Source organism: Candidatus Methanomethylophilaceae archaeon (genome assembly GCA_017524805.1).
Taxonomy (GTDB): domain Archaea; phylum Thermoplasmatota; class Thermoplasmata; order Methanomassiliicoccales; family Methanomethylophilaceae; genus Methanoprimaticola.
Genome location: JAFXUX010000007.1, coordinates 1 through 21,446, shown reverse-complemented (window position 1 = coordinate 21,446; position 21,446 = coordinate 1). Strand labels below are relative to the sequence as shown.

The following is a 21,446-nucleotide window of genomic DNA, read 5'->3' as shown; positions in this document are numbered from 1 at the left end:
TCCGTCCCTTGTTCCGTCCTTATGGCACGGTCCGCGGATGCGCCGATGCTGAAACAATGGCGCGGAAGACCGGAATAGTTGGGTTGCAATCCGGCGGAACCGACAATGGACGCGATCATTCGGCTCCTGCGGCTTCAAGCATAATCGAGGCCCGCATCCCCGGCCGCGGCTCTGGCGCTATTATTAATTGGGATGCTCATTACCCCCTCGACCATGATCACGATTATCGGTACTGGGCACGTCTTCAATCTGGCCGAGCCTGTGGCCTTCATCGTGCATCACACATGGCCTGATGCTGTTCTTATAGAGCTGGACGTGAAGCGCTACAATTATCTGATGCGCGTCCAAAGCGGCGAGGAATTCCCCAAAGACGGAAAAGCTTCGCCGATTTACCGCCAGAATTCGAAGTACCAGCAGAAAGTATCGAAACAGTACGGGAACAAGGTCGGCGGCGAATTCCTCGCGGCAATCCAGATGGGAAAATTGGAAGGCGCAGATATCATACCCATCGATACGGAAGCCGAAGAGACGCTGAAGCAGATATGGGAGGAGATGTCCGTATCCGAGAAGGCCCGCTACAGACTCTCCGGAATACGCGACAGCCTGATCGGCAGCCGCAGCGCCGAGACCGCTCAGAAGAGGTTCGCCGCGGACGAGGACGCATACATGGAGTCTATGCGCCGCAGATATCCCACATTGGTCAGGAAGCTCATAGACGAGAGGAACGTCCACATGGCCGATCAGATAAACAAAGCCTCAGAGAAGTATTCCAACATGGTCGTGGTGGTCGGCGACGGGCATGTCGAGGGCATCTGCTCCATGCTGAAGGATCCGATGGTCAGGAAGATCCGTCTGGAAGATCTGATGGATCACGACCGTCTGAATGAAGTGCGCAAAATGGTTTACAACGGAGACACGGAGAGATGAAAGTCGAACTGCTAGCTTATACGCCCAATGCGGACGCCATATGCGCCGCCGCCGGGAATTCATGCTATTCCTCCAAGCCCGCCTCGGAGATAATGGGAGGCATCGATTCGGAGAGGATACTGTCCAAAGTCGTCGGCATGGGGCACCATTCGGTGGTGGAGCACGCCACGTTCACGTTCTCGGTGGAAGGCGTCTCCCGCGCTCTGACGCATCAGCTGGTCAGGCATAGGATAGCGTCGTTCTCGCAGCAGAGCCAGAGGTACGTTTCTCTGAAGGATCCGTCCTATGTGAGGCCCCATACGGTCGAAAACAATCCGGATGCCTCGAAGATCTTCGACGAAACCATGGACAGGATATGGGAAGCCTATCGCGCATTGGAGGAGATGGGTGTGCCAGCGGAGGATGCTAGATACTTGCTGCCTAACGGGTGCACCACCAACATCGTCGTCACCATGAACGCGCGCGAGCTGCTCCATTTCTTCTCGCTGAGGTGCTGCGGGCGTGCCCAATGGGAGATCCGCGAGATGGCCGAGAAAATGCTTGCGCTTTGCGTGGAAGTCTCTCCCGCGATATTCAGCGATGCAGGTCCGCCGTGCATGAGGGGGCCGTGCCCAGAGGGTAAGCTGTCCTGCGGGAAGCCCAGGCGCAGCTGAGATCGAGCTTTCCGAAGCGCTTATCCCAGCAGAAAAATTCCTGAATTCAGAGACAACTAGTTTTAAATATGGCACGCTCATACGCTGGATTACTCGGTGAAAGATATGGGAAGAATAAGACCCACCTACATCAAGAGAGTCGCCATTGAGCTTGTCAACAAGTATCCTCAGGCTTTCAGCAAGGATTTTGAGGGCAACAAAGAAATGGTCAGCGCTCTCACTGATGTCTCATCGGTGACTATGAGGAACAGGATCGCAGGATACATCTCCCGCTACCTGTCTCGCCCTGAGGCATGAGCCAAACGCCTTAAACCCTTGTGGTTTCCGCACTTCGCCCGCGTGGGGTAGCTTGGATATCCTGTGAGATTGCGGATCTCCTGACCCGGGTTCGAATCCCGGCGCGGGCACCATATTCCAGGTTATCATAAGAAGCCGGAGAGAATTCCCCGGCATGTTTTTCATTCCTCTTCCGGAGCGTCTTTGGGGAATACCTCTTTGGAGATTTCCACGTCCCCCGGCGGCAGGATTCTTGATACCTCTTCCTCCGGGACATCGAACATCTTCGCTATTTCGTTGGATCTGCGCCCGGTTTTCCCTCTCCCAGGGACGATCTCCACGTATTTCCCGCATCCAGCGAAGCATTCCGAAGGGCCGCACATGACCTTTCTGGCTCCCTGATAGTAAACCTCGCCGATGGTCAGCGTCATCGGGAGATGGTACTCGTAGTTCCTCTTCCCGCGGATGATGAACGCCCCTCTCGGCACGAATTCTCCTGGGTTGGGCGTCTTGCTCACCTGGTCGGGATACACCCAGAAAGCGCTTCCCTCCGCAACAGCGGCCACCCAGGCTTTGGACTGTGCTATGGCGAAATGGCAGGTGCATCTCAGGTCCTCCTCCGAAGCGGATGCCCCATCTTTCAGGATTACGGACGGCGCCCCATGCACGTCGGCGTGGGCATAGACGTCGTTCTCTTTGAGATGCTTCTTGACGATGGCGTCGTTGGTGTGGGTGTCCCTTCCGGCGATGACCAGCTTCCCTCCGGGGGTGATGAGCCACTTGTACCTCTCGAACCAGAATTGTTTGGTGGGCTCGGCTTTGCCTGCGGCCGCCGCTTTGGCCTTGTCGATGTGCTTCTGAGCCCTGGCCAATATGGTCTTGCTCTCTTCCAGCGCTTCTTTGGCTCCGCCGGCCTTGTCGCTGATGTCTTTCGCCTTTTGGTAGAGGTCCGATGCGTTGGCGTCTATCCCTTTGGTGTAGTCCAATTCCACGGATTCATCGCCGAGTTTCGCGACCACTCTGTTCTTGGAGGGATCAATGGATTCCACGAACGGGATCCTCATGGCTCCGGCTTCGAGCTTGTCCCAAGGCAGCTTCTTGGATTGCTCGCTGAGCACCGCCAGCAGCTCGCTGGTCTTCTGGTAATCCGTGTAGATGGATTCCGCCTTCCTGCGTAGCTCGCTCTCAGCTTCGGTGTATTCCGCGATGGTCTCCTCCTGCTTGGCGATCCTTCTTCTGAGCTTCTCAATCTCGGGGTCGACGTAGGCTTCCTCCTCTTCGTCCGCTATCTGGAGCATGAAATCGTGGATCATCGCGGACATGGTCGGATAGCTTCTGCTCTCGAGATCCGAGCGGGACTCCAGCTTCATCGGGGCGAAATCCTCTATCTTCCCGTCTTTGAGATAGGCAGTGGGCTCCGGGGATTCCATGGCGTACCCCATGATGCCTTTCATGGCCTCATACATCTTCGAAATCTGCCCATCTTCCACGTCTTTTGCGGGAGTGGATTTGTCGATTCCGATGCGCTTGCAGACTTCCTCTGCGTATTGCCCTCCGAGGTTCGCGGAAGTGGCCAGCGTCCTGACGGCATCCGAATCCGAGGAGCGGAAGGCTGCAACGAATTCCTCCTCCGACGATCCGGTAGGGTCGAACCTGGATTTCGGCACCACATATTCCGATCCCGGGCGCACAGAGCGGTCTTTCCAGGTCTTCTGGATAAGGCAGTTGAGGATGACCCCGTCTTTGATGAGGAGCACGTTGCCTCCGCCGAACATCTCGAATACCAGTTTGTAGTCCCCGTCGGATTTGGCCAGCTCCAATTCTATGGCCCTGTCGAAGCCTATCTGCCTGACTTTCCCGACGCGGGCGTTGTCGATGTATTTCCTCAGAAAAGACGCGAACGAAGTGGGCATCGTGGGCGTCTCCGGCTTCACTGACGGGCTGTAGAGCCATTTCCCATCTTTGAAGAAGAGCTCCCTCTTTCCCTCGCCCTGGACGTTAAGGCGGAAAAGGACGTTCTTGGCGCCCCAGTGGAATATCTTGTCCATATGCGCCCCCTCGATCCCGGAGATTTCCGTGACGATGGAGCGGACGTCAAAGGAACTCATCTCTTTCTTCATGCCCGACCTTATCGCGCAGGATGTGATAAGAGTTTTCGCGATTGGCCATGCCTTCGGCCGAGCTCTCGCAGAAGCGTCGGGACGCGCCTTCCGCTCAGAAATCAAGCTGTTGCAGTCGCATAGGAACTTCATGAGATAACTTTCGGAAATATCGGTAAGTCGACCATAATTTCCGATTGATTTTATTTGGCCTGCCGATGTATTTCGTCCCAGACAATCGGGCCGCATCTCAGGATTCTGGACAATGTGGCTAAATGCGTTTTTGCAGATAAATTTATAAATCAGTTGATTATAGCCCTGCTTACAAATGCCGCTGTGGCTAAGGGGTATAGCGACGCCTTGGTAAGGCGTAGGTCGTGGGTCCAATTCCCATCAGCGGCTCCACTCTTCTTCTGTTCTTTCTCATGAGCGCTGCTTTTGCTCACTCATATTTTGAGGCGAATCAGATCGGATGGGATTGCAGGAGGGAATTCCGCCGTTCTCACGGGTATGCGTCTGCCAGACGATGCCGCTTCCCAGAGGTCTTCGGGCTTGGGCGCGTTCAGGAGAACAGCTAAGTCATGCTTTTTTTCTGCCATCGCTTGGATGGCCTGCTCCATACAGTCCGCATAGGAGATTATCCCCTTCCCTTCGTCCGATTTGTACACGGCTTTGAAAATCTTCTCTTGAGCCGCATAAGAGCCCAGCATAAACGCGGCCGATTCCGTTTGCAGATCGGCGAAATAGCACGCCCCTGATTTGAAGATCAGACCCATCATATGGTCGGGGAGGCCTTTTTCCATCTCATTGACCGAGGTTTCCGTCAGGGCCATGGATTTCGAGATGCCTTTTATGGCGTTTTTCTCGGAGATGCTGCCTGTATCCAAGAATCTGTGGGCTGCGCGGATGTTCAGGCCAGGGTCGTCGGAAGGTATCAATGCGGCCAGAACGAAGGATCTGGCTTCCATGGCAGATTCGTAGTTTGCAGCGCCAGAGGCCACAATGAATCTCTTGCTCCCCAGAATCTCAGCAACCCTTTTGGTTTGGTCGGGATCGGACATTCTCCGCAGGCAGGTCCCCTCCATCTCTTCCCCCTCCAGGTCGGCCAGAAACTCGCCCAGAGGCTCGGATATGCAAACCACCGGCTCGCTTTGGAATCCCGCATCTCTGATGGCTTTGGAAGCGGCATTCCTCTCTTTCAGGGAGGCGCCGTCCATCTGGATCGCGTTTCCGGCGGAATATTTCTCGGCTTTCAGCGCCCCTATTATCGCCGTGCGGATGCCGTGGGCAGTCTCCTGCCGGAGCAGATAGAAGGAATCGCCGTCTTGGGCTAGACTGTCTTTATCTTCTGGGTTTTTCGGTCTGAGCCCTGGGAAAGGCCTGAATTCTGCCATGCGGGCGTGAAAGCCATGCGGTTATTTTATGTGCGCGCCTGGATCGAAAAGAAAATAGGCCCCGGTTTCCCGGGGTATTGATCAGCAGATCCTGGGGACGGGGTCTCCGGCGGGGGCTTCGAGTATCCTTCTCCCGCCGATCTCGGTCCTCATGACCACTCTTTCCACTCCGTCGACTGCCTTCCCTATTATGGATGCGTTCCTGCCTTCAGGAGTCTTTCTGATGGCTCTGAGGACTTCGTCGGCCATCTCAGGGACGACGGCGATGACGGCCTTCCCTTCGTTCCCTATGCTGAGCGGGTCTATGCCCAGCAGGTCGCAGGCGCTGACGACGCCCTCCCTCAGGGGGATGTCGGCATAATCGATCTCCATGCCTATGTGGGATTTGGAGCACCATTCGTTGAGCGTGTTGGCCAGGCCTCCGCGGGTCGGGTCTTTCATGGCGACGATGCCTCCGGCTTTCAGGCCCTCGGCGATCATGCCGTTCAGAGGTGCCACATCGCTCTCAACCTCGCTTTCGAACCCGTATCCTTCGCGGAATGAAAGCAGCGCTACGCCGTGGTCTCCCACATATCCGGACACGATTATGGCGTCCCCGGGCCTAACAGACGAGTCGGTGCACCATCTGTTCTTCACTTCCCTGTATTCGGCCGCTTTGGCCAGGTTGGAGTCGAGATATGCGGATCTCTTCCCGACGGCGGAAGTCGACAGGACCATCTGGTCCACCGCCCCGGATTCGACGACTTTGGTGTCTCCGGTCGCGATGGGAACCCCGCATCCGGCGGCGGTCTTTCCCATGCTGTCCATGACCCTGTCTACGACGTCGATTTCCAGGCCTTCCTCTATTATGGCGGAGCATCCCAGAGCCAGCGGCGCGGCGCCCATGACGGATATGTCGTTGACAGTCCCGGCGACCGAGATCTTTCCGATGTCTCCTCCGGGGAAGAAAAGGGGCTTCACGGTGTGCCCGTCGATAGTGAACACCACGTCGCCTATGACGGCTGAATCGTCCATGGAGTCCAGGGGGACTTCGGCATCCATCTTGGGGAAATGGTTGGTTATGTGCTTAGCCAGGAACTCCTGCATAAGTTCCCCGCCGGCGCCGTGGTTCATGATCACTTTCGACATGCCGTCGTAATCAAGCAATCCCGATAAAGGAATTGCTATCATCTTGATGCCACAATTTTATATCGGGCATACTTTAAAGGGGTTGGGCCCTGTGGGGTAGCATGGATATCCTGTTGGACTTCGGAACCAACAACTCGGGTTCAAATCCCGGCAGGGCCGCTGAGGAATTCGTTTGCTTCGCTTTTTCGGGGAGTATTTCCCCACGAGAACGGCATAGTCCAGGATATGCCCCATAATCCCGAAGACCAGGTCTCCGATAGGGAATCCTTTCTCAAGTTTGAGGTCGCAGTCCAAGGCGAAGACTTTGAGGGTATATCTGTGGGTCTTGTTCGGAGGGGCCATTCCGCCGTATCCAGTGGCCTTTTCGATCGGGAACTTGTTAAACGCTCCGCACCAGCTGTTGCGCCCTTCGATGAAATCGTTGTCGCTGCGGGATGCGCCCTCTTCCACTTCGCATTTCTTCAGGCCGACCCCTATCCAATGGATCCAGTCGAATCCGGAGACCTCAACCGCGTCGTAGTCGTCGAACACGAACGCGAAGCTGGCCGTCCCTTCGGGGGCGTCCTCGATTTTGAATGGGAACGACAGGGACGGCATCTTCTTTATGAAATCAGAGCCTTTGGACCCGTATTTGTCGAGGAAGAATCCGTTCTCGTCTATGCCTTCGCTTGTTACTTTCATTTCAGTTCCCCTCGTATGATATCAGCGATACGACGTCGTATCCGCTGAGCTTCTTCCTTCCGCCCAATCCGGCCAATTCCATGACGAAGCAGATTTTCACGACCTCTCCGCCCAGGCGCTCGATCATCTTGATCATGGCCTCCGTGGTGCCTCCGGTGGCGATCAGATCGTCGATTATGACGACTTTCTGGCCGGGCTTCACGGCGTCCTTGTGCATCTCCAGGGTCGCAGTGCCGTATTCAAGGTCGTATTCTTCAGATATGGTCTCTCTGGGGAGCTTCCCTTTCTTGCGGACGAGAATGAACCCTTTGCCCAAAGCATAGGCCACAGGGGTTCCGAAAACGAATCCGCGGGATTCCGAGCCTGCGATGAGGTCGAAGTCCAGGCCTTTCAGGGAGTCGATCATCTGGTCGATCGCCAGCTTGAGCCCGTCCGGGCTGCTGACGATGGTGGTGATGTCCCTGAACATTATCCCTGGTCTGGGGAAATCGGGGATCGTGGTCACGTAATCTTTCAGTTCCATGGGATATGTATCCGCATGGGACGATTAAACTGTTGTCAGATTCAACAGCCATCAAGGGCCGGCTGTCGGAAAAAAGCCGGTCCAACTTTCCCGCCCCTTTCAGGGTAATACGTTTGTCGCGGTCATCCGTCGAGTCTTGCGAACGGATCATGCGGAAACGTCTGGGGGACAAACGCCACTCGGCAATCTTTTGCCGTGCTTCCCGTTTCCTTGCGGTCCGTTCTCGCCGCAGATCCAAGCCACTTGTCTTTTGCCGATCGGTTCTTGCCTCCTTGAGTGTAAGTACGTGTTTCTACTATTTATAATGATTTGTTGACGTATTTCGAAGTTAAAATGATCAATCATGCAAGTATTAGTAGTAATATTACGATATTCGTAAAAGAATATGGTTATCTATTTATTCTCGCAAGCAAATGCGTCCTATCGGCGGGAACGGTAGAAATTCGTTTTCCGCATTTTTCTCGGCGCAAAATATCGGGATCCCATGAGGAATCCATCGGAAGAAAAAGTAGGGAGGCCCGGCCGCAGCCAGGCCAGTTTTGAGGTTTCAATAGAGCTGTTCGCTGCAGTACGGGCAGAACTTGGGCGTCTTGGGAAGCCCGGAGATGTCCTTTCCGCAGTAAGGGCAGCTGTTGTATTTGGGTGCGGCGCCGGCGTTCTGGGCCGCTCCGCCCTGCTGGGGCGCTCCCTGCGGGGCTCCCTGAGGAGCGCCTTGCGGGGGCATTCCCGGCTGGCCCTGCGGCGGCATCTGGCCGTATCCAGGCATTCCGTAGCCGGGCATCGGGCCGCCCTGCGGGGGATATCCTCCCATGGGCTGCATCCCGGGCGCGGGCTGGCCGCAGTGGCTGCAGTACCTGTACGGGTAGTTGTTGGGGGTTCCGCAGAAGGGGCACAGCATCTGCTGGACCTGAGGCTGCTGGGGCTGCTGCTGTTGCTGGTTCGGCCCCATCATCTGCTGGTACATCTGCGGGAAGAGGAGCATACCGGTTCCGATCGCGGCTCCTCCTTCGGAGTTCCCGATGGCGTCGGCCATTCTGTCCATCACCTCGTATTTCTTGAACTGTTCTCCGTTCTTGCTGCTGAACTGGAGGTACTGGAAGATCTTCTCCTGATCCTCTTCGGTGGTCCTGAGCTCGGCGATCTTCAGGGAGAGGAGCTCGATACCCCTCTGGGTGAAGTACTGCTCGATCTTGACCTTGGTGGTCGTGGAGGCCTTCTCGAGGTTCCCATAGACGTCCATGTAGAACTGGGACGTGAGCTGCTGGGTTATCTGCTCGTTGATGAAGCTCTTCATGAAGGCGTTGACGTCGCCGGTGGTGTACGTGTGCTGCCCTCCGATGACCTGCGTGAAGAACACGGCCACATCGGATATGCGGAACTGGAAGTCTCCGTTCGCCATCAGGGTGATGGGGACCTCATAGTCCTGAGCGGCTTTGATCATCCCGCGGATTCCCCATCTTCCGTTGAACATCTTCAGCGAGATGAAGATGATCTGGGCTTTGAACGGGGTCTCCTTGTAACCAAGCAGGACGTTGTACAGCTTGGTGAGCCAGGGGATGTTGGTCGTGGAGAGCACATGCCTTCCGGGGTCCAGAACGCCGAGGAGCTGCCCGTCTCTGATGAACAGGGCGACGGCGTGCTCGGGGACGGTCACGGACGTCAGGGTCCTCAGGTCGTCGTGCTCGCAGGTGTATATGATGTCGTCAGGCCCCTGGTTCTGCCAGGTGACTACGTTTGTGTTGGTGGCCATCAGATGCTGCCTCCGTCGTCGGCTTCGAAGCCTTTCATCACGGCTTCCCTCTGGTTGTAATCCTCGAGCATGTCGTCTATGCACCTCTCGTATTTGCGGAGGTCTCTCTTGGTGATGCTGCCGTCGTCCACCATCTCGAGAAGCCTCTCGGTGGCTTCCCTCATGGCCTGGATGTCCTCCAGGATCTTGGCGTCCCATTCCATGACCCTGTCGAGGTCTGCCTCGAGGATTTTGACGGAGTCGTGCCAAGCGGAGTATCCGTTGACCGCTTTCTTGATGTCGATGTCGTATTTGTCGACCTTCGTTCTGATCCTCTCGACATCCATCAGCATGTCGAAGTCGTTGGTGACGCCTTTCTGGATCTCGGCGAGGTCCGCCTTGGTCCCGTGGATGGCGCGGGAAAGCTCCTGCCTGACAGCCCTGTCGGCGTCCCTGCGGAGGTTCTTCTCTTTGTATCCTTTGTATCCGGGAATATAGAGCTTGATCTTCTCGAAGAGGCTCTGATCCCCTTTCATTTTGTCTGTTACTGTCGTGTTAAGTTCTGCCATATTATCACTTGTTCCTGTTCTTCAATGCCATTGCGATTCCTGTGATAGCTACTATCGCAATGAATGCGGCTACGGTTATGAGTACGTTATGGATGCAGCTTTGGATGATGCCGCATGCCCCGATGCCGGCCAGTATTATTCCTCCGACAAGGGTCACATCTCCGGACGAAGGCCCGAAGCCCTCGCCCTCCCCGTTTCTGAACAGGGAAGTGATGCCAAGGTACAGCCCGAAGATGATGAGCACCGCCCAAAGGACGTTGAACGCATCCCCTGTGAATACGTACAGCACTATCCCTGTCACTATCGAAAGCAGGAGTGCCGCAGCGGACATCGCCGCCCATGTTCTGTTGTTCATGGCCATTTTAACCACTTCAGATTATGACTATGTTTCCTGTTCCGAGGCTGCCGACTACTTTCGGCTCCAGCCCTCCGAACGCGCTGGGGAGCTTCACGTTCTTCCCTTCCGCGCTGCATGGGATGTATATCAGCCTCTTGACGATCGGTTTGCTGAGCTTCAGTTTGGAATGGGTTCCGGAGCATTGTTTGAGATACTCCTCAACGAGCTTTGTGGCCTCGGTCTTGGTGCTGAGCGGGACGACTATCTTTCTCGACCCGGGGGAGTTGTTGGCGGCGGAATTGGCGAGCACGCCTATGCCGGCGCCGCCGCTGATGCTGTTCTCTTGGCCTTTTATCTTCGTCAGTATGGAGGCTTCGGGGGCCGCCGCGAAGATGTCCGTGAGTCCGCTGCGCGGGTTCGTCAGCGCTGTCGAGGATACGGTGAAGGTCGCGGGCACCAGCAGGTCTTCGGTGACTTCGACGCTTTTCTTGGAGAAGAGCGCGCCGGTTGTGAAGCTGTATTTGAGGTCGACATCCCAGAACGGATAGAGCAGATCCCCTCCTCCGGCGCATATGAGCATGGAACCGGAATTCCTGGCTGCCATTATGCTCTCGACCTGGGCGAACATCTCGGCGTCCCTCTCTTTCTTGTCCAGGAGGTAGTTCCACTCCGGGTTGTTGGGGTATTGCAGGCTGCTTATGCGGTTCAGAAGGTTGAGCAGCTCCAAGGGGTCGGCGGAGGTCCCGTTCGCCATTTCCGTGATGTGGAGAAGGGTCTTGGACTGGGCTATCTCCACGTCCACGGCGCGGATCATGACCGCCATAGTCGGGCTCTTGAAGATGTTCTGTTTGGCCTGCTCGAGGGATTTTATTCCCTTCTCGGCTTTGACTGTGCAATCCAGGGCGTTGCCGTTCAGCACGTAGTCGGATGCTATGGCTATCTGCTCCAAAGCGTTGAGCCTGTCCACGAAAGGCTCGTAGCCTTTGCATTTGGACATCATATCGGCGGCCTGCTTGAAGTTGTTCGCCATCAGCACGAACCTTCCCGGGGTGGTGTCTGTCACCAGCTTGGAATTGTTGACCAGAAGGGCGTAGGTCGCAGCGATGTTCTCTGCCTCGACGATCTTCCCTTTGTTGTCGTTGTCTATGGCCAGGGGCTCGATGCTCTTGAGCTTGGCCTGGAATTCGAAAGCGTGGTTGGAGCTGTGCTTGGGCTTCGCGGCCTCCCCTTTGGTGAACGGGAGGACGATCAGCGGGGAGCTTATGAGGGAATTCATGTCCAAGCGGAATTCTCTGATCTCCGGCTCCACCATGGGCTTGACGTTGTTGATGTAGATGTTGTACCTGGCTATCGGGTCCACGTTCTCCGTCTGCGTAAGGGAGAACCCGCCGGGGACCGCTTTGCTTATCCAGGATTTGATCTCCCCCATCATCTGATCCATGTACGCTTTGGCGTCCACGCGCTGCTGGCTTGTTCCGCAGCACTGGCATTTCACGTAAGGGGAATCGGATTTGAGGTCCTTCTCGTCCAGCGGCGCCCCGCAGTATTTGCATCTCAGCTCGACCAATTCATCCATTCTTTTCGACCTCCACTCTGTTCGTCCGTATTTCGCTCCTATGCCCGAATCAGCTCCTAGACATCATCCTTACGGTTGAGATCTCTCTTTCGAGCGCCGCGATCTGGGCCTGGATCCTCGCTTCCATCGCGCGCATCTCAGCCATGGATTTCTGGTGGTATCCGTACGCGATTTCGTCGGCGCGGTTGGATATCGATGAGTAGCAAGCGCGGCATATGTAGATGTGCTTGTTGTCTTCCGCCCTGTTTTTGTTGGTTCCCTCGGCGCTGCTTTCGTTGGCGAGCGCGGGGGATATGTCGGCCGGGGCGGAGTAGAAGTGTATTCCCTCTCCCGATGCGCTCCTTCCGCAGACCCAGCATCTGCAGGTGTTGCTGTATGCTCTCACCCTGGCGTCGTTGGCGCTCCCGCTCTGGCCGTTCTGCTGGCGGTACCCCATGGCGATCTGCTCGTACTCAGCCGCTTGGGAAGGGTTCGCCCATACGACCGAATCGGACAGAGCCTCGTAGGAGACAGCCATGAGGTTGAAGAATTCGGAGGTCCCGGTGACGGTGGTGTCGTTGTTGAAGATCTCCTGGATGATCAGGTGCTGGTCACCGATCTGTCCCTGGAACTCTTGGGCAAGAGTCTGGAGGTTGGCGGAGACCGCTTCCAGATCTTTCTTCTGGGCCCTCTGGTTCATGAGCCCGATCTTCCTATAGGTGAGCTCGGTCTCCGTTATGAGCGGGTCGCGGTAGACGTGGGTGAGTCCGAAATCGAATTCGCTGGATTTCAGGGATTTGAGGTTCTTGAGGAGGTTCGCGTACACGTTGGGGTTGTCGAGGTTTCCCATCATGTCGATGAGAGCGATCTGAACCGCTGCGACGTCGTCCGCTCCGCCCTCTTTTTCGAGCGATTTCTGGAGGCTGCTGCGGGCTTTGCTGAAATCTCCGCGCTTGATGTATTCGTTTCCTTCCTCGTAACGGTCATTTCCGTCTTTGAACAGTTTGAATGCCATCTTATCACTGGGGGGTGTATAGCATTGTCATACTAAAAACAAAGTCCAAAGAAAGTTAATGGGAAGGTCTTTTTGCCGGCTTCCAATCGAATTCGCGCCCGATATCATCGTCTCAAGGGCTGCGGACGGGCTTCTGAAAGGGGCGCGGATCGGCAGGTCGCATCCAGACCTTTATAAGGTTTCAGATAGGCGCGGAACCAGATCCTCCGCCGGGCCGATGCTGCGAACGTCGGTACGGCCGGTGTTCCGGCACAATTCCAATAAGTTCCAAATAATTGTCAACAATTAGATGTTTGTCTAAAAATTCTAATATTATTAGATATTTATCTAATATGAAAACTTATAATTATTGTTTTATCTTTTTTCTCTCGAAACATTTATTATTGAGCAAGTCAACGGGGGAAGCATGGCAAACAGCAGGTTCAGAGCGGTCGGTGAGGCATTCGCCAAAGAAGCGGTATGCGCGGAGCCCCCGGCGCCGGTCACCTCAGACTACTATGGATGCAACGTCTTCGACAGGAGGAACATGAGGAAGTATCTGTCCTCCGACATCAGGCAGAGAGTTTACGAATCCATAGAGCAGGGCGTTACCCTCGACAGGGAAGTCGCCGAGCAGGTCGCGGCCGGCATGAAGCGCTGGGCCCAGGACAAAGGCGCCACCCATTACACCCATTGGTTCCAGCCTCTCACCGGCGGGACCGCTGAGAAGCACGATTCCTTCGCCGAGCCATACGGAAAGGGGGAATCCATAGAGATCTTCACCGGGAAAGTGCTGTGCCAGCAGGAATCCGACGCTTCCTCCTTCCCCAACGGAGGCCTCAGGAACACATTCGAGGCCAGGGGATATACTGCGTGGGACCCCTCGTCCCCGGCTTTCGTGATGGGGGACCGCCTCTGCATTCCCACGGTTTTCATATCTTACACCAAAGAAGCCCTCGATTACAAGACTCCCCTGCTCAAGTCGGAGGTCGCCGTGGCTTCCGCCGCCTCGGATCTGCTGAAATATTTCGGCATAGAGAACGACCGCGTGTTCTCTTATCTGGGATGGGAGCAGGAGTATTTTCTGGTGGACGCTTCCCTTTACGCCGAGCGTCCCGACCTGATAATGGCCGAGAGGACTCTCATCGGGCATGCTTCGGCGAGGAACCAGCAGCTCGAGGACCACTACTTCGGGTCGATCCCCGCCAGGGTCCTGGAGTTCATGAAGGATCTGGAGTTCGAATGCTACAAGCTCGGCATACCGATAAAGACCAGGCACAACGAGGTGGCTCCGAACCAGTTCGAGATGGCTCCCGTGTATGAGCAGGCGAACATCGCCATAGACCACAACCTGCTTCTGATGTCTCTGATGAGGTCGGTGGCGGACAGGCATGGGTTCAAGGTTCTCCTCCACGAGAAGCCTTTCGCCGGGGTCAACGGCAGCGGGAAGCACTGCAACTGGTCCCTCGGAACAGAATCCGGGATAGGGCTGCTCTCCCCTGGCAAGACCGATCTGGAGAACCTCAGGTTCCTCACGTTCATGGCCAACGTGCTGAAGGCGGTTTACGACAACAACGCCCTTCTGAAATCGAGCGTGCTCACCGCTTCCAACGCATACAGGCTGGGCGCCAACGAGGCTCCTCCGGCGATCATATCGTCGTTTTTGGGTGAGCAGGTTACCGAGGCCTTCAACGAGCTCCTCAGCTCCAGGGACATGGTCAAGCTCAAAGGGAGGGAAGGCTACAGCCTGGGCATCCCGCAGATCCCCGACCTGTTCATGGACAACACCGACAGGAACAGGACGTCGCCCTTCGCCTTCACCGGGAACAGGTTCGAGCTCAGGGCTGTGGGGTCGTCCGCCAACTGCTCCAGCTCCGTCTCTGTGCTGAACACCATCGTAGCCTATCAGCTCAAGAGGTACAAAGAGGGCGTCGACAGGAGGGTCGCTTCCGGCACCCCGATGATGAAAGCTCTTCTGGATGAGACCAGGGAGACGTACCGGGCATCCCAGAAGATATGCTTCGAAGGCAACGGATATTCCGAGGAATGGAAGGCCGAAGCCGCCAGGCGCGGTCTGGACTGCGGAACCAGCGTGCCGCTGTCCTACGATATCCTGAACGATCCCCGTACGGTGGAGATTTACCGCGACACCGGCGTGATGACCGAGTCCGAACTCAACGCCAGGAGCGAGATCAGCTGGGAGATATACAGCAAAAAGATCGAGATCGAAGCCAGGGTCCTCGCCGATCTGACGGCCAACCACATACTGCCGGTGGCCACCAGATACCAGTCGGTGCTCCTCGACAACGTCTCCAAGATGAAGGACATCTTCGAGGGGAAGGAATTCGGCGAGGTCGCCTCCGGGGAGATCAAGATAATCAAGGACATCGCATGCCATATAAGCAAAGCCAGAAGCCTCGCGGAAGAGATGGAGGCATATGTCGACGATATCGCCGCCATCGAGGAGGAGCGCGCCAAGGCGATAGCATTCCAGGACAGGATCGTGCCCTATCTGGACATGGTCAGGGAGCACGTGGATGCCCTCGAGATGATAGTCGACGATCAGATGTGGCCCCTGCCGAAGTACAGGGAGCTTCTGTTCATCCGCTGAGCACTATCCCGCCCTCAGAATCGGGGGCGATTCTTATCCATCCAAATGGCGGTAGCTTAAAGTAAACCGCATTGGATGCATAATCCATGGATGAGGTCTATTTCAATACGTCTAAGGCCTATCTGTCGGCCTTCCAGTACAGGAATAGGATGGAACGCAAGCTCAAGGCGATCCTGGGCGAGGAGAAGGTCGTGGGCCCGCTTGACCCGCTCATCAGGAAGGGCGTGGAAAAGGGGCTGATCGATGCCGGCAAAGGCGAGCGGCTGATCATGATATCCAACTACTGCGACAGCGTTTTCATGGCCACCGACAGGCAGGATTTCCCTACTTTCAAAGAGCTGAAGTCTTGGTCAGACGTCATCGAGAGTCTGTGATCCATGTGGCGCGGGCGATCCGTCCCTTTATGGAAACATAAGCAAAGGGTTATCATCGACTGCCGACAGTGAGCCCCATGGATGGCGAGAGCTTGGCGGAGTTCAGGATGCTGAACCCCGTATCGAAGAATGCGATGTATCTGGGCAACTGCATAACGCTGCTCGCGTGCGTCGCTATCGTCGGGGCCCCGACTTTTTTCCTGAGGGGCACACAATGGTTCCCATACGCTTTGGCGATCTCGCTTGCGATCGTCATAGCTTTGTCGGCGTACCTTCTCCTCAGCCCGCCGATCTTCTACCGCCATTATCGGTACCGCATGGACGAGGACTGCATCGAGATCCGCAAGGGGGTCATCATCCATTCCCATATCCTGGTGCCGGTGGAGAGGATCCATCAGGTCGACGTCCGCAGAGGGCCGATCCTCAGGAGATACGGCCTCGCCGGGGTCACTGTCACCACAGCCGGAGGCGTAGTGTCCATAGATTATCTGGAGGAGGAAGTCGCCGAGCGCATAGCGTCCAATCTGAACGAGAGGATCGTCGCGATGCTGAGGGCCAGGTCATGACCGAGCCCCCATTCCTCCGGAACCATTGGTCGATGGTCGCCTCGAACACCGTGAAGTCTTTGGTGGCCATCGCGATCGTATTGCTGATCACGCTCGGGATGGGGAACGAGTTCCATTTCGATCTCTATCTGCTCATGGTCGCATTGATGGTGGGATTATTGCTGGCCGTGAACATCATCGTCTGGAAGAGGACGAAATATTATTTCCTGGATGACGAGCTGGTCGTGAAGCGTTCCACGATAATCCGCTCCGAGACGCGCATACAGTATGACAGGCTGGCCTCGGTGAACGTGGAGAGGGACGCGGTATGCCGCATCCTGGGCGCGACCAAACTCTCCTTCAACCTCAATTCCAGCGTGAACGCATCCTCGGCGGAGGCTTTCATAGTCCTGAGGAAGGATGAGGCCGAGAAACTCCGCAGGGACATGGACGCGCGCATATTCGGCAGAGCCGTGCCCGTCAGCGAGGAACCCATCGAAGAGGCGGAACCGGAATCCTTGGTGCACGTGAGCGTGTGGGATATACTCCTGCATTCAGTTTTCGGGATGTCCAGCGGGCAGTTCGGCCTCGGCATGTTCATGCTGGCCTATTCCGTGGGCTCATTCGTTTACGGCGGATCCATAACGTTCTTCACGACCATCCTGTTCATATTGGATTTCCTTCTTCCGGCAGTCACCAGCTTCTTCAGGCTCTACAGATATCGCATCACCCGCTCCGGGGACGCGGTATCGGTGTCCTCCGGATTCTTCAGCACCAGAGAGGACGCGTTCATGCTGTCCAAAGTCAACTATGTCAAGGTGCGCGAGCCTCTGCTATGCCGCCTCATGGGCAGGGTCATACTCGAGGTGGAGGTCGTCGGGACCGCCAACAGCAAAGGCATCCCAATCCTCTGCCCGCTGAAGCCTAAGAAGGTAGCTATGGATCTGCTCCACAGCCTTCTCCCGGAGTTCGAGTGCGCCGGGGAGAGGATAGGGCAGGAGAGGGTCTCCGCCGTCGGTCTGTGCTTCTGGTCCGCCATCGCCATCTCGGCGTCCTGCCTCGCGGCATACGGAATTTCCAAGGGGATCCCGGCGGAATACCGTTCTGCGGTTTGGATCGCGCTGGCGGTGGCGATCGCATTATGCGCCTTCTGGGCCGTCATGGCCTACAGAACCCGCAGGTTCGCAAGCGACGGGAACATAGTCATGATGGTCACCGGCGCCTACGACCGCACCGTGAATTACATCCTCATGGACAAGATCCAGTTCGCGGACGTCATGTCTACTCCCATACAGAGGAGGGCCGGCGCGGCGAGGTGCAGGATCGGAATGCTGTCCACCGCGGGCGTCTCTTCCGTGACATCGGGCGTGTTTCCGGCCGAAGAGTTGGAAGGGATCGCGTCCGAGGTGCTGGCCAGGATTAAGGATGGAAGGTACGATTTCAAGCGTTTCCAGCGATGTCAGCCGGGGCATCCCCTCCCTTTCCTAGCGACTGCTACAATCAACTATATTTATATAGAAGAACAAACTTTAACCGTTCAGAATTCCAAGTATGGAATATTTGGAGGCAGTCAATATGGGAATGGGAAATACACCCGTCATCATCCTCAAGGAAGGAACGAGAAGAGAGAGGGGCAAAGACGCCCAGTTCAACAACATCACCGCGGCCAAGGCTATCGCCGACGCTGTCAGGAGCAGCCTTGGGCCCAGGGGAATGGACAAGATGCTCGTCGATTCCATGGGAGATGTGGTCATCACCAACGACGGAGTGACCATACTCAAAGAGATGGACGTCCAGCACCCCGCAGCCAAGATGCTCGTCGAGGTCGCAAAGACCCAGGACTCGGAGGTCGGAGACGGAACCACTTCTTCCGTCATCCTCGCAGGGGAGCTTCTCAAGAAGGCCACCGACCTGATCGACGCCAACGTCCACCCCACCATCATCGCCAACGGATACAGGCTCGCCAACGACAAGGCCCAGGAAGTTCTGAAGAACATCTCCAAGAAAGTCTCCATCGACGACGAGGAGCAGCTCAATCTGATCGCCCAGACCGCCATGATCTCCAAATCCGTCGGCGGATCCAGGAAATACTTCGCTGACATGGTCGTCGATGCCGTCAAGACCGTCGCGGACAAGGGCGCGGACGGGAAATACACCGTCGACCTCAAGAATATCCAGACCGTCAAGAAGGCCGGGGCCAAGATGGACGAATCCTACGTCGTCAAAGGTCTCATCATCGACAAGGAGCCCGTCCAGCAGTCGATGCCCAAGGTCGTCGAGAAGGCCAAGATCGCTCTGGTAGACGCCGCCTTCGAGGTCAAGAAGACCGAGATCGACGCCAAGATCCAGATCACCGACCCCAACCAGATCGCAGCGTTCGTCGCCGAAGAAGAGAACATGCTCAGGGAGATGGTCGAGAAAGTGAAGGCCGCCGGAGCCAACGTCGTCTTCTGCCAGAAAGGCATCGACGATCTCGCCCAGCACTTCTTCGCCAAAGCCGGCATCTACGCCTGCAGGCGCGTCAAGAAATCCGACATGGAGAGGCTCGGAAGATCCACCGGAGCCAGCATCGTCAACAAGATCATGGAGCTGGACGCCTCAGACCTCGGATACGCCGAGAAAGTCGAGCTCAAGAAAGTCGAGGACGAGGACATGACCTTCATCACCGGCGTCAAAGACCCCAAGACCGTCTCCATCCTCGTCAGGGGAGGAACCAACCACGTCGCGGATGAGGTCGAGAGATCCCTCGTCGACGCCTGGTCCGTCGTCAAGGTCGCCATCGAGGATGGCATGATGGTCACCGGCGGAGGATCCACCGCCATGGAGATCGCCATGCAGCTCCGCGATTACGCTGCTTCCGTCGGCGGAAGGGCCCAGATCGCCATCGAGGCTTTCGCCTCTGCCATGGAGATCATCCCCTCCACTCTCGCCGAGAACGCCGGGCGCGACCCCATCGACACCGTCATCGAGATGAGGAAGCAGCACAAGGCCGGCAACAAGTACGCGGGATTCAACCCCTACACCGGCAAGGTCGAGGACATGGCGGCTCTCAACGTCATCGAGCCCTACAGAATCGGAAAGCAGGCCATAAACTCCGCCACCGATGCGGCGGTCATGATCCTCAGGATCGACGACGTCATCGCGGCCCGCGGAGGAGCTGCCGGCCCCGGACCCCAAGACATCCCCGACATGGATGACTGATCAAGCTCGAAACCTATGCCGGGATGGGGAAGTCTGTCCCGGCCACTTATCTGACTATTAAAAGAGGCGACACTCATGACTGTCAAGTCTAAACGCAAGGACGAGGAGAAGGCCGAGGAAGGCGAAGAGATCTCTGAGCCCATCGAGGCCGAGGAGAAGCCTGCCGAAAGCGATCCCGCCGAAGAGAAGCCGGAGGCCAAGAATCCTCTGGCTGAAGCGGAGGCCAAGGCCGAGCAGTACTTGGGAATGGCCAGAAGGTTGCAGGCTGATTTCGACAATTACCGCAAGAGAACCGAGCGCGACAATGCGGAATTCAAGAAGTACGCATGCTCCTCCATAGTCAAGGATATGCTGACAGTCGTGGACGACCTGGATCGCGCGCTCTCGTACGTCAAAGAGGAAAACGATTTCGTCATCGGAATAAGGGGAGTCAGAGCGAATCTGATGAAGATCCTGGAGGCAAACGGCCTGAAGGAGATCCCCGCCGAGGGGGATTTCGATCCGAACTACCATGAAGCCCTCGCCGCCATCGAAGGGGAAGAGGACGGGAAGATCGCGGAGGTATTCCAGAAAGGATACTCCCTGAACGGAAAGGTCATCAGATTCAGCAAAGTAGTAGTCACAAAGAAAACATCTTAAATGCCGCGAGGTGAGAGAACATGTCAAGAATCATCGGAATCGATCTCGGAACGAGCAACTCGGCCGCGTCCATCATGGAAGGCGGAAAACCCACCATGATCCCCAGCGCCGAAGGAACCAGCGTAGGAGGGAAATCGTTCCCCTCATACGTAGCATTCACTAAAGACGGGCAGCTTCTGGTCGGAGAGCCCGCGAGAAGGCAGGCCGTCAGCAACCCCGACGGGACCATCAAGAACGTCAAGAGGAAGATGGGAACCAGCGAGAAGGTCACCGCCCTCGGGAAGGAGTACACCCCCCAGCAGATCTCCGCGTTCATTCTCCAGAAGATCAAGAAGGACGCCGAATCCTTCCTTGCCGAGCCCGTCGAGAAGGCGGTCATCACCGTCCCCGCATACTTCGACGACAACCAGAGGCAGGCCACCAAGGACGCCGGGGCCATCGCAGGCCTGGACGTCGTCCGTATAATCAACGAGCCTACCGCGGCCGCGCTCGCCTACGGGCTTGACAAGTCCGACGTGGAGCAGAAGATCCTCGTGTTCGACCTCGGAGGAGGAACCCTCGATGTCACCATCATGGACTTCAGCGACGGAGTGTTCGAGGTCCTGTCCACCTCCGGAGACACACAGCTGGGAGGATCCGATATGGACGAGGCCATCACCAAGTACGTCATCGGAGAGTTCCAGAAGGAGACCGGAATCGACCTCTACAAGGACAACATGGCGTTCTGGAGGGTCAGGGAGGCCTGCGAGAAGGCCAAGATCGAGCTGTCCAACACCATGCAGATCGAGATCAACCTCCCCTACATCTCCGCCGACGCGTCCGGGCCCAAGCATCTGATCCAGACCCTCACCCGCGCCAAGCTCGAGGAGCTCGTGGAGCCCATCGTCTCCAGGTGCAGGCAGTCCATCACCCAGGCGATCTCCGACGCGCACCTTTCCAACGACAAGATCGACAAGATCATCATGGTCGGCGGACCCACCAGGATGCCCATCGTCCAGAGCTTCGTCGAGAGCATCGTCGGGCCCAAGATCCAGCGCGGAATCGACCCGATGGAGTGCGTCTCCATGGGAGCGGCCGTCCAGGGAGCGGTCCTGGCCGGAGAGGTCAAGGACGTCCTCCTGCTCGATGTCACCCCTCTGTCCCTCGGCATCGAGACCCTCGGAGGGGTCTCCACCAAGCTGATCGACAGGAACACCACGATCCCCACCAAG

Annotated in this window: 18 protein-coding genes, 3 tRNA genes and 1 pseudogene; 12 read left to right on the top strand and 10 right to left on the bottom strand. The window is 56.6% G+C overall.

Annotation, left to right across the window (positions count from 1 at the left end; genetic code table 11):
* Positions 1-213: 213 nt before the first annotated feature.
* The 4 genes from IKP20_01415 (at position 214) to IKP20_01400 (ending at position 1,990) form a co-directional block, all read left to right on the top strand.
* Complete coding sequence (locus IKP20_01415; GenBank protein ID MBR4503627.1) at positions 214-927, top strand: TraB/GumN family protein; 714 nt, start codon at positions 214-216, stop codon at positions 925-927.
* A complete protein-coding gene (locus IKP20_01410; GenBank protein ID MBR4503626.1) occupies positions 924-1,580 on the top strand; it encodes an FAD-dependent thymidylate synthase in 657 nt (218 codons plus the stop codon). The genes IKP20_01415 and IKP20_01410 overlap by 4 nt, the downstream gene beginning before the upstream one ends.
* Positions 1,581-1,676: 96 nt before the next feature.
* Positions 1,677-1,877, top strand: a complete 201-nt coding sequence (locus IKP20_01405; GenBank protein ID MBR4503625.1) for a 30S ribosomal protein S17e — start codon at positions 1,677-1,679, stop codon at positions 1,875-1,877.
* 36 nt (positions 1,878-1,913) lie between these two features.
* Positions 1,914-1,990, top strand: a tRNA-Arg gene (locus IKP20_01400).
* A 48-nt stretch (positions 1,991-2,038) separates the two neighbouring features.
* Here the strand turns inward: IKP20_01400 and IKP20_01395 are convergent.
* Positions 2,039-3,976: an NFACT family protein gene (locus tag IKP20_01395; GenBank protein MBR4503624.1), complete on the bottom strand. Its 1,938-nt coding sequence runs from the start codon at positions 3,974-3,976 to the stop codon at positions 2,039-2,041.
* A 309-nt stretch (positions 3,977-4,285) separates the two neighbouring features.
* Here IKP20_01395 and IKP20_01390 point away from each other — a divergent pair.
* Positions 4,286-4,360: transfer RNA gene (locus tag IKP20_01390), tRNA-Thr, on the top strand.
* A gap of 41 nt (positions 4,361-4,401) precedes the next feature.
* On the opposite strand, the gene IKP20_01385 is transcribed toward IKP20_01390, so the two are convergent.
* Both IKP20_01385 and hypE read right to left on the bottom strand, forming a co-directional pair.
* A complete protein-coding gene (locus IKP20_01385) occupies positions 4,402-5,349 on the bottom strand; it encodes a DUF1015 family protein (GenBank protein ID MBR4503623.1) in 948 nt (315 codons plus the stop codon).
* Between the two features lie 81 nt (positions 5,350-5,430).
* Positions 5,431-6,477, bottom strand: a complete 1,047-nt coding sequence (gene hypE / locus IKP20_01380) for a hydrogenase expression/formation protein HypE (GenBank protein ID MBR4503622.1) — start codon at positions 6,475-6,477, stop codon at positions 5,431-5,433.
* 85 nt (positions 6,478-6,562) lie between these two features.
* Here hypE and IKP20_01375 point away from each other — a divergent pair.
* Positions 6,563-6,636, top strand: a tRNA-Arg gene (locus IKP20_01375).
* Between the two features lie 33 nt (positions 6,637-6,669).
* Here the strand turns inward: IKP20_01375 and IKP20_01370 are convergent.
* The 7 genes and pseudogenes from IKP20_01370 to IKP20_01340 all read right to left on the bottom strand — a co-directional run bounded on the left by IKP20_01370 (position 6,670) and on the right by IKP20_01340 (position 12,886).
* Positions 6,670-7,158, bottom strand: a pseudogene (locus tag IKP20_01370) (YbhB/YbcL family Raf kinase inhibitor-like protein).
* A gap of 1 nt (position 7,159) precedes the next feature.
* Positions 7,160-7,681, bottom strand: a complete 522-nt coding sequence (locus IKP20_01365) for an adenine phosphoribosyltransferase (protein MBR4503621.1) — start codon at positions 7,679-7,681, stop codon at positions 7,160-7,162.
* A 547-nt stretch (positions 7,682-8,228) separates the two neighbouring features.
* Positions 8,229-9,431: an SPFH domain-containing protein gene (locus IKP20_01360; GenBank protein MBR4503620.1), complete on the bottom strand. Its 1,203-nt coding sequence runs from the start codon at positions 9,429-9,431 to the stop codon at positions 8,229-8,231.
* Positions 9,431-9,979, bottom strand: coding sequence for a hypothetical protein (locus IKP20_01355; protein ID MBR4503619.1), 549 nt, complete (start codon positions 9,977-9,979; stop codon positions 9,431-9,433). Before IKP20_01355 ends, IKP20_01360 begins: the two co-directional genes overlap by 1 nt.
* A 4-nt stretch (positions 9,980-9,983) precedes the next feature.
* Positions 9,984-10,334 carry a hypothetical protein gene (locus tag IKP20_01350; protein ID MBR4503618.1) on the bottom strand — a complete coding sequence of 117 codons (351 nt, stop codon included), beginning with the start codon at positions 10,332-10,334 and terminating at the stop codon, positions 9,984-9,986.
* Positions 10,335-10,350: 16 nt separating this feature from the next.
* A complete protein-coding gene (locus tag IKP20_01345) occupies positions 10,351-11,892 on the bottom strand; it encodes a hypothetical protein (GenBank protein ID MBR4503617.1) in 1,542 nt (513 codons plus the stop codon).
* A 49-nt stretch (positions 11,893-11,941) separates the two neighbouring features.
* A complete protein-coding gene (locus tag IKP20_01340) occupies positions 11,942-12,886 on the bottom strand; it encodes a hypothetical protein (protein MBR4503616.1) in 945 nt (314 codons plus the stop codon).
* A 406-nt stretch (positions 12,887-13,292) separates the two neighbouring features.
* On the opposite strand from IKP20_01340, the gene IKP20_01335 reads away from it, so the two are divergent.
* The 6 genes from IKP20_01335 to IKP20_01310 form a co-directional block, all read left to right on the top strand.
* Positions 13,293-15,476: a glutamine synthetase III gene (locus tag IKP20_01335; GenBank protein ID MBR4503615.1), complete on the top strand. Its 2,184-nt coding sequence runs from the start codon at positions 13,293-13,295 to the stop codon at positions 15,474-15,476.
* Positions 15,477-15,562: 86 nt separating this feature from the next.
* A complete protein-coding gene (locus IKP20_01330) occupies positions 15,563-15,850 on the top strand; it encodes a hypothetical protein (GenBank protein ID MBR4503614.1) in 288 nt (95 codons plus the stop codon).
* A 77-nt stretch (positions 15,851-15,927) separates the two neighbouring features.
* Positions 15,928-16,416 carry a PH domain-containing protein gene (locus IKP20_01325; GenBank protein ID MBR4503613.1) on the top strand — a complete coding sequence of 163 codons (489 nt, stop codon included), beginning with the start codon at positions 15,928-15,930 and terminating at the stop codon, positions 16,414-16,416.
* On the top strand, positions 16,413-18,494 hold the full coding sequence (locus IKP20_01320) for a PH domain-containing protein (GenBank protein MBR4503612.1): 2,082 nt from the start codon (positions 16,413-16,415) through the stop codon (positions 18,492-18,494). Before IKP20_01325 ends, IKP20_01320 begins: the two co-directional genes overlap by 4 nt.
* Before the next feature lie 1,177 nt (positions 18,495-19,671).
* Positions 19,672-20,235 carry a nucleotide exchange factor GrpE gene (locus tag IKP20_01315; GenBank protein ID MBR4503611.1) on the top strand — a complete coding sequence of 188 codons (564 nt, stop codon included), beginning with the start codon at positions 19,672-19,674 and terminating at the stop codon, positions 20,233-20,235.
* Between the two features lie 20 nt (positions 20,236-20,255).
* Positions 20,256-21,446 (top strand): Hsp70 family protein (locus IKP20_01310; GenBank protein ID MBR4503610.1); only part of this gene is annotated, 1,191 nt, incomplete at its 3' end.

Excerpts from the sequence above, each read along its gene's own strand:
- IKP20_01415 (MBR4503627.1), top strand. The coding sequence starts at position 214 with ATGATCACGATTATCGGTACTGGGCACGTCTTCAATCTGGCCGAGCCT.
- IKP20_01410 (MBR4503626.1), top strand. The coding sequence starts at position 924 with ATGAAAGTCGAACTGCTAGCTTATACGCCCAATGCGGACGCCATATGC.
- IKP20_01395 (MBR4503624.1), bottom strand. The coding sequence starts at position 3,976 with ATGAAGAAAGAGATGAGTTCCTTTGACGTCCGCTCCATCGTCACGGAA.
- IKP20_01385 (MBR4503623.1), bottom strand. The coding sequence starts at position 5,349 with ATGGCAGAATTCAGGCCTTTCCCAGGGCTCAGACCGAAAAACCCAGAA.
- hypE (MBR4503622.1), bottom strand. The coding sequence starts at position 6,477 with ATGTCGAAAGTGATCATGAACCACGGCGCCGGCGGGGAACTTATGCAG.
- IKP20_01365 (MBR4503621.1), bottom strand. The coding sequence starts at position 7,681 with ATGGAACTGAAAGATTACGTGACCACGATCCCCGATTTCCCCAGACCA.
- IKP20_01360 (MBR4503620.1), bottom strand. The coding sequence starts at position 9,431 with ATGGCCACCAACACAAACGTAGTCACCTGGCAGAACCAGGGGCCTGAC.
- IKP20_01355 (MBR4503619.1), bottom strand. The coding sequence starts at position 9,979 with ATGGCAGAACTTAACACGACAGTAACAGACAAAATGAAAGGGGATCAG.
- IKP20_01350 (MBR4503618.1), bottom strand. The coding sequence starts at position 10,334 with ATGAACAACAGAACATGGGCGGCGATGTCCGCTGCGGCACTCCTGCTT.
- IKP20_01345 (MBR4503617.1), bottom strand. The coding sequence starts at position 11,892 with ATGGATGAATTGGTCGAGCTGAGATGCAAATACTGCGGGGCGCCGCTG.
- IKP20_01340 (MBR4503616.1), bottom strand. The coding sequence starts at position 12,886 with ATGGCATTCAAACTGTTCAAAGACGGAAATGACCGTTACGAGGAAGGA.
- IKP20_01335 (MBR4503615.1), top strand. The coding sequence starts at position 13,293 with ATGGCAAACAGCAGGTTCAGAGCGGTCGGTGAGGCATTCGCCAAAGAA.
- IKP20_01330 (MBR4503614.1), top strand. The coding sequence starts at position 15,563 with ATGGATGAGGTCTATTTCAATACGTCTAAGGCCTATCTGTCGGCCTTC.
- IKP20_01325 (MBR4503613.1), top strand. The coding sequence starts at position 15,928 with ATGGATGGCGAGAGCTTGGCGGAGTTCAGGATGCTGAACCCCGTATCG.
- IKP20_01320 (MBR4503612.1), top strand. The coding sequence starts at position 16,413 with ATGACCGAGCCCCCATTCCTCCGGAACCATTGGTCGATGGTCGCCTCG.
- IKP20_01315 (MBR4503611.1), top strand. The coding sequence starts at position 19,672 with ATGACTGTCAAGTCTAAACGCAAGGACGAGGAGAAGGCCGAGGAAGGC.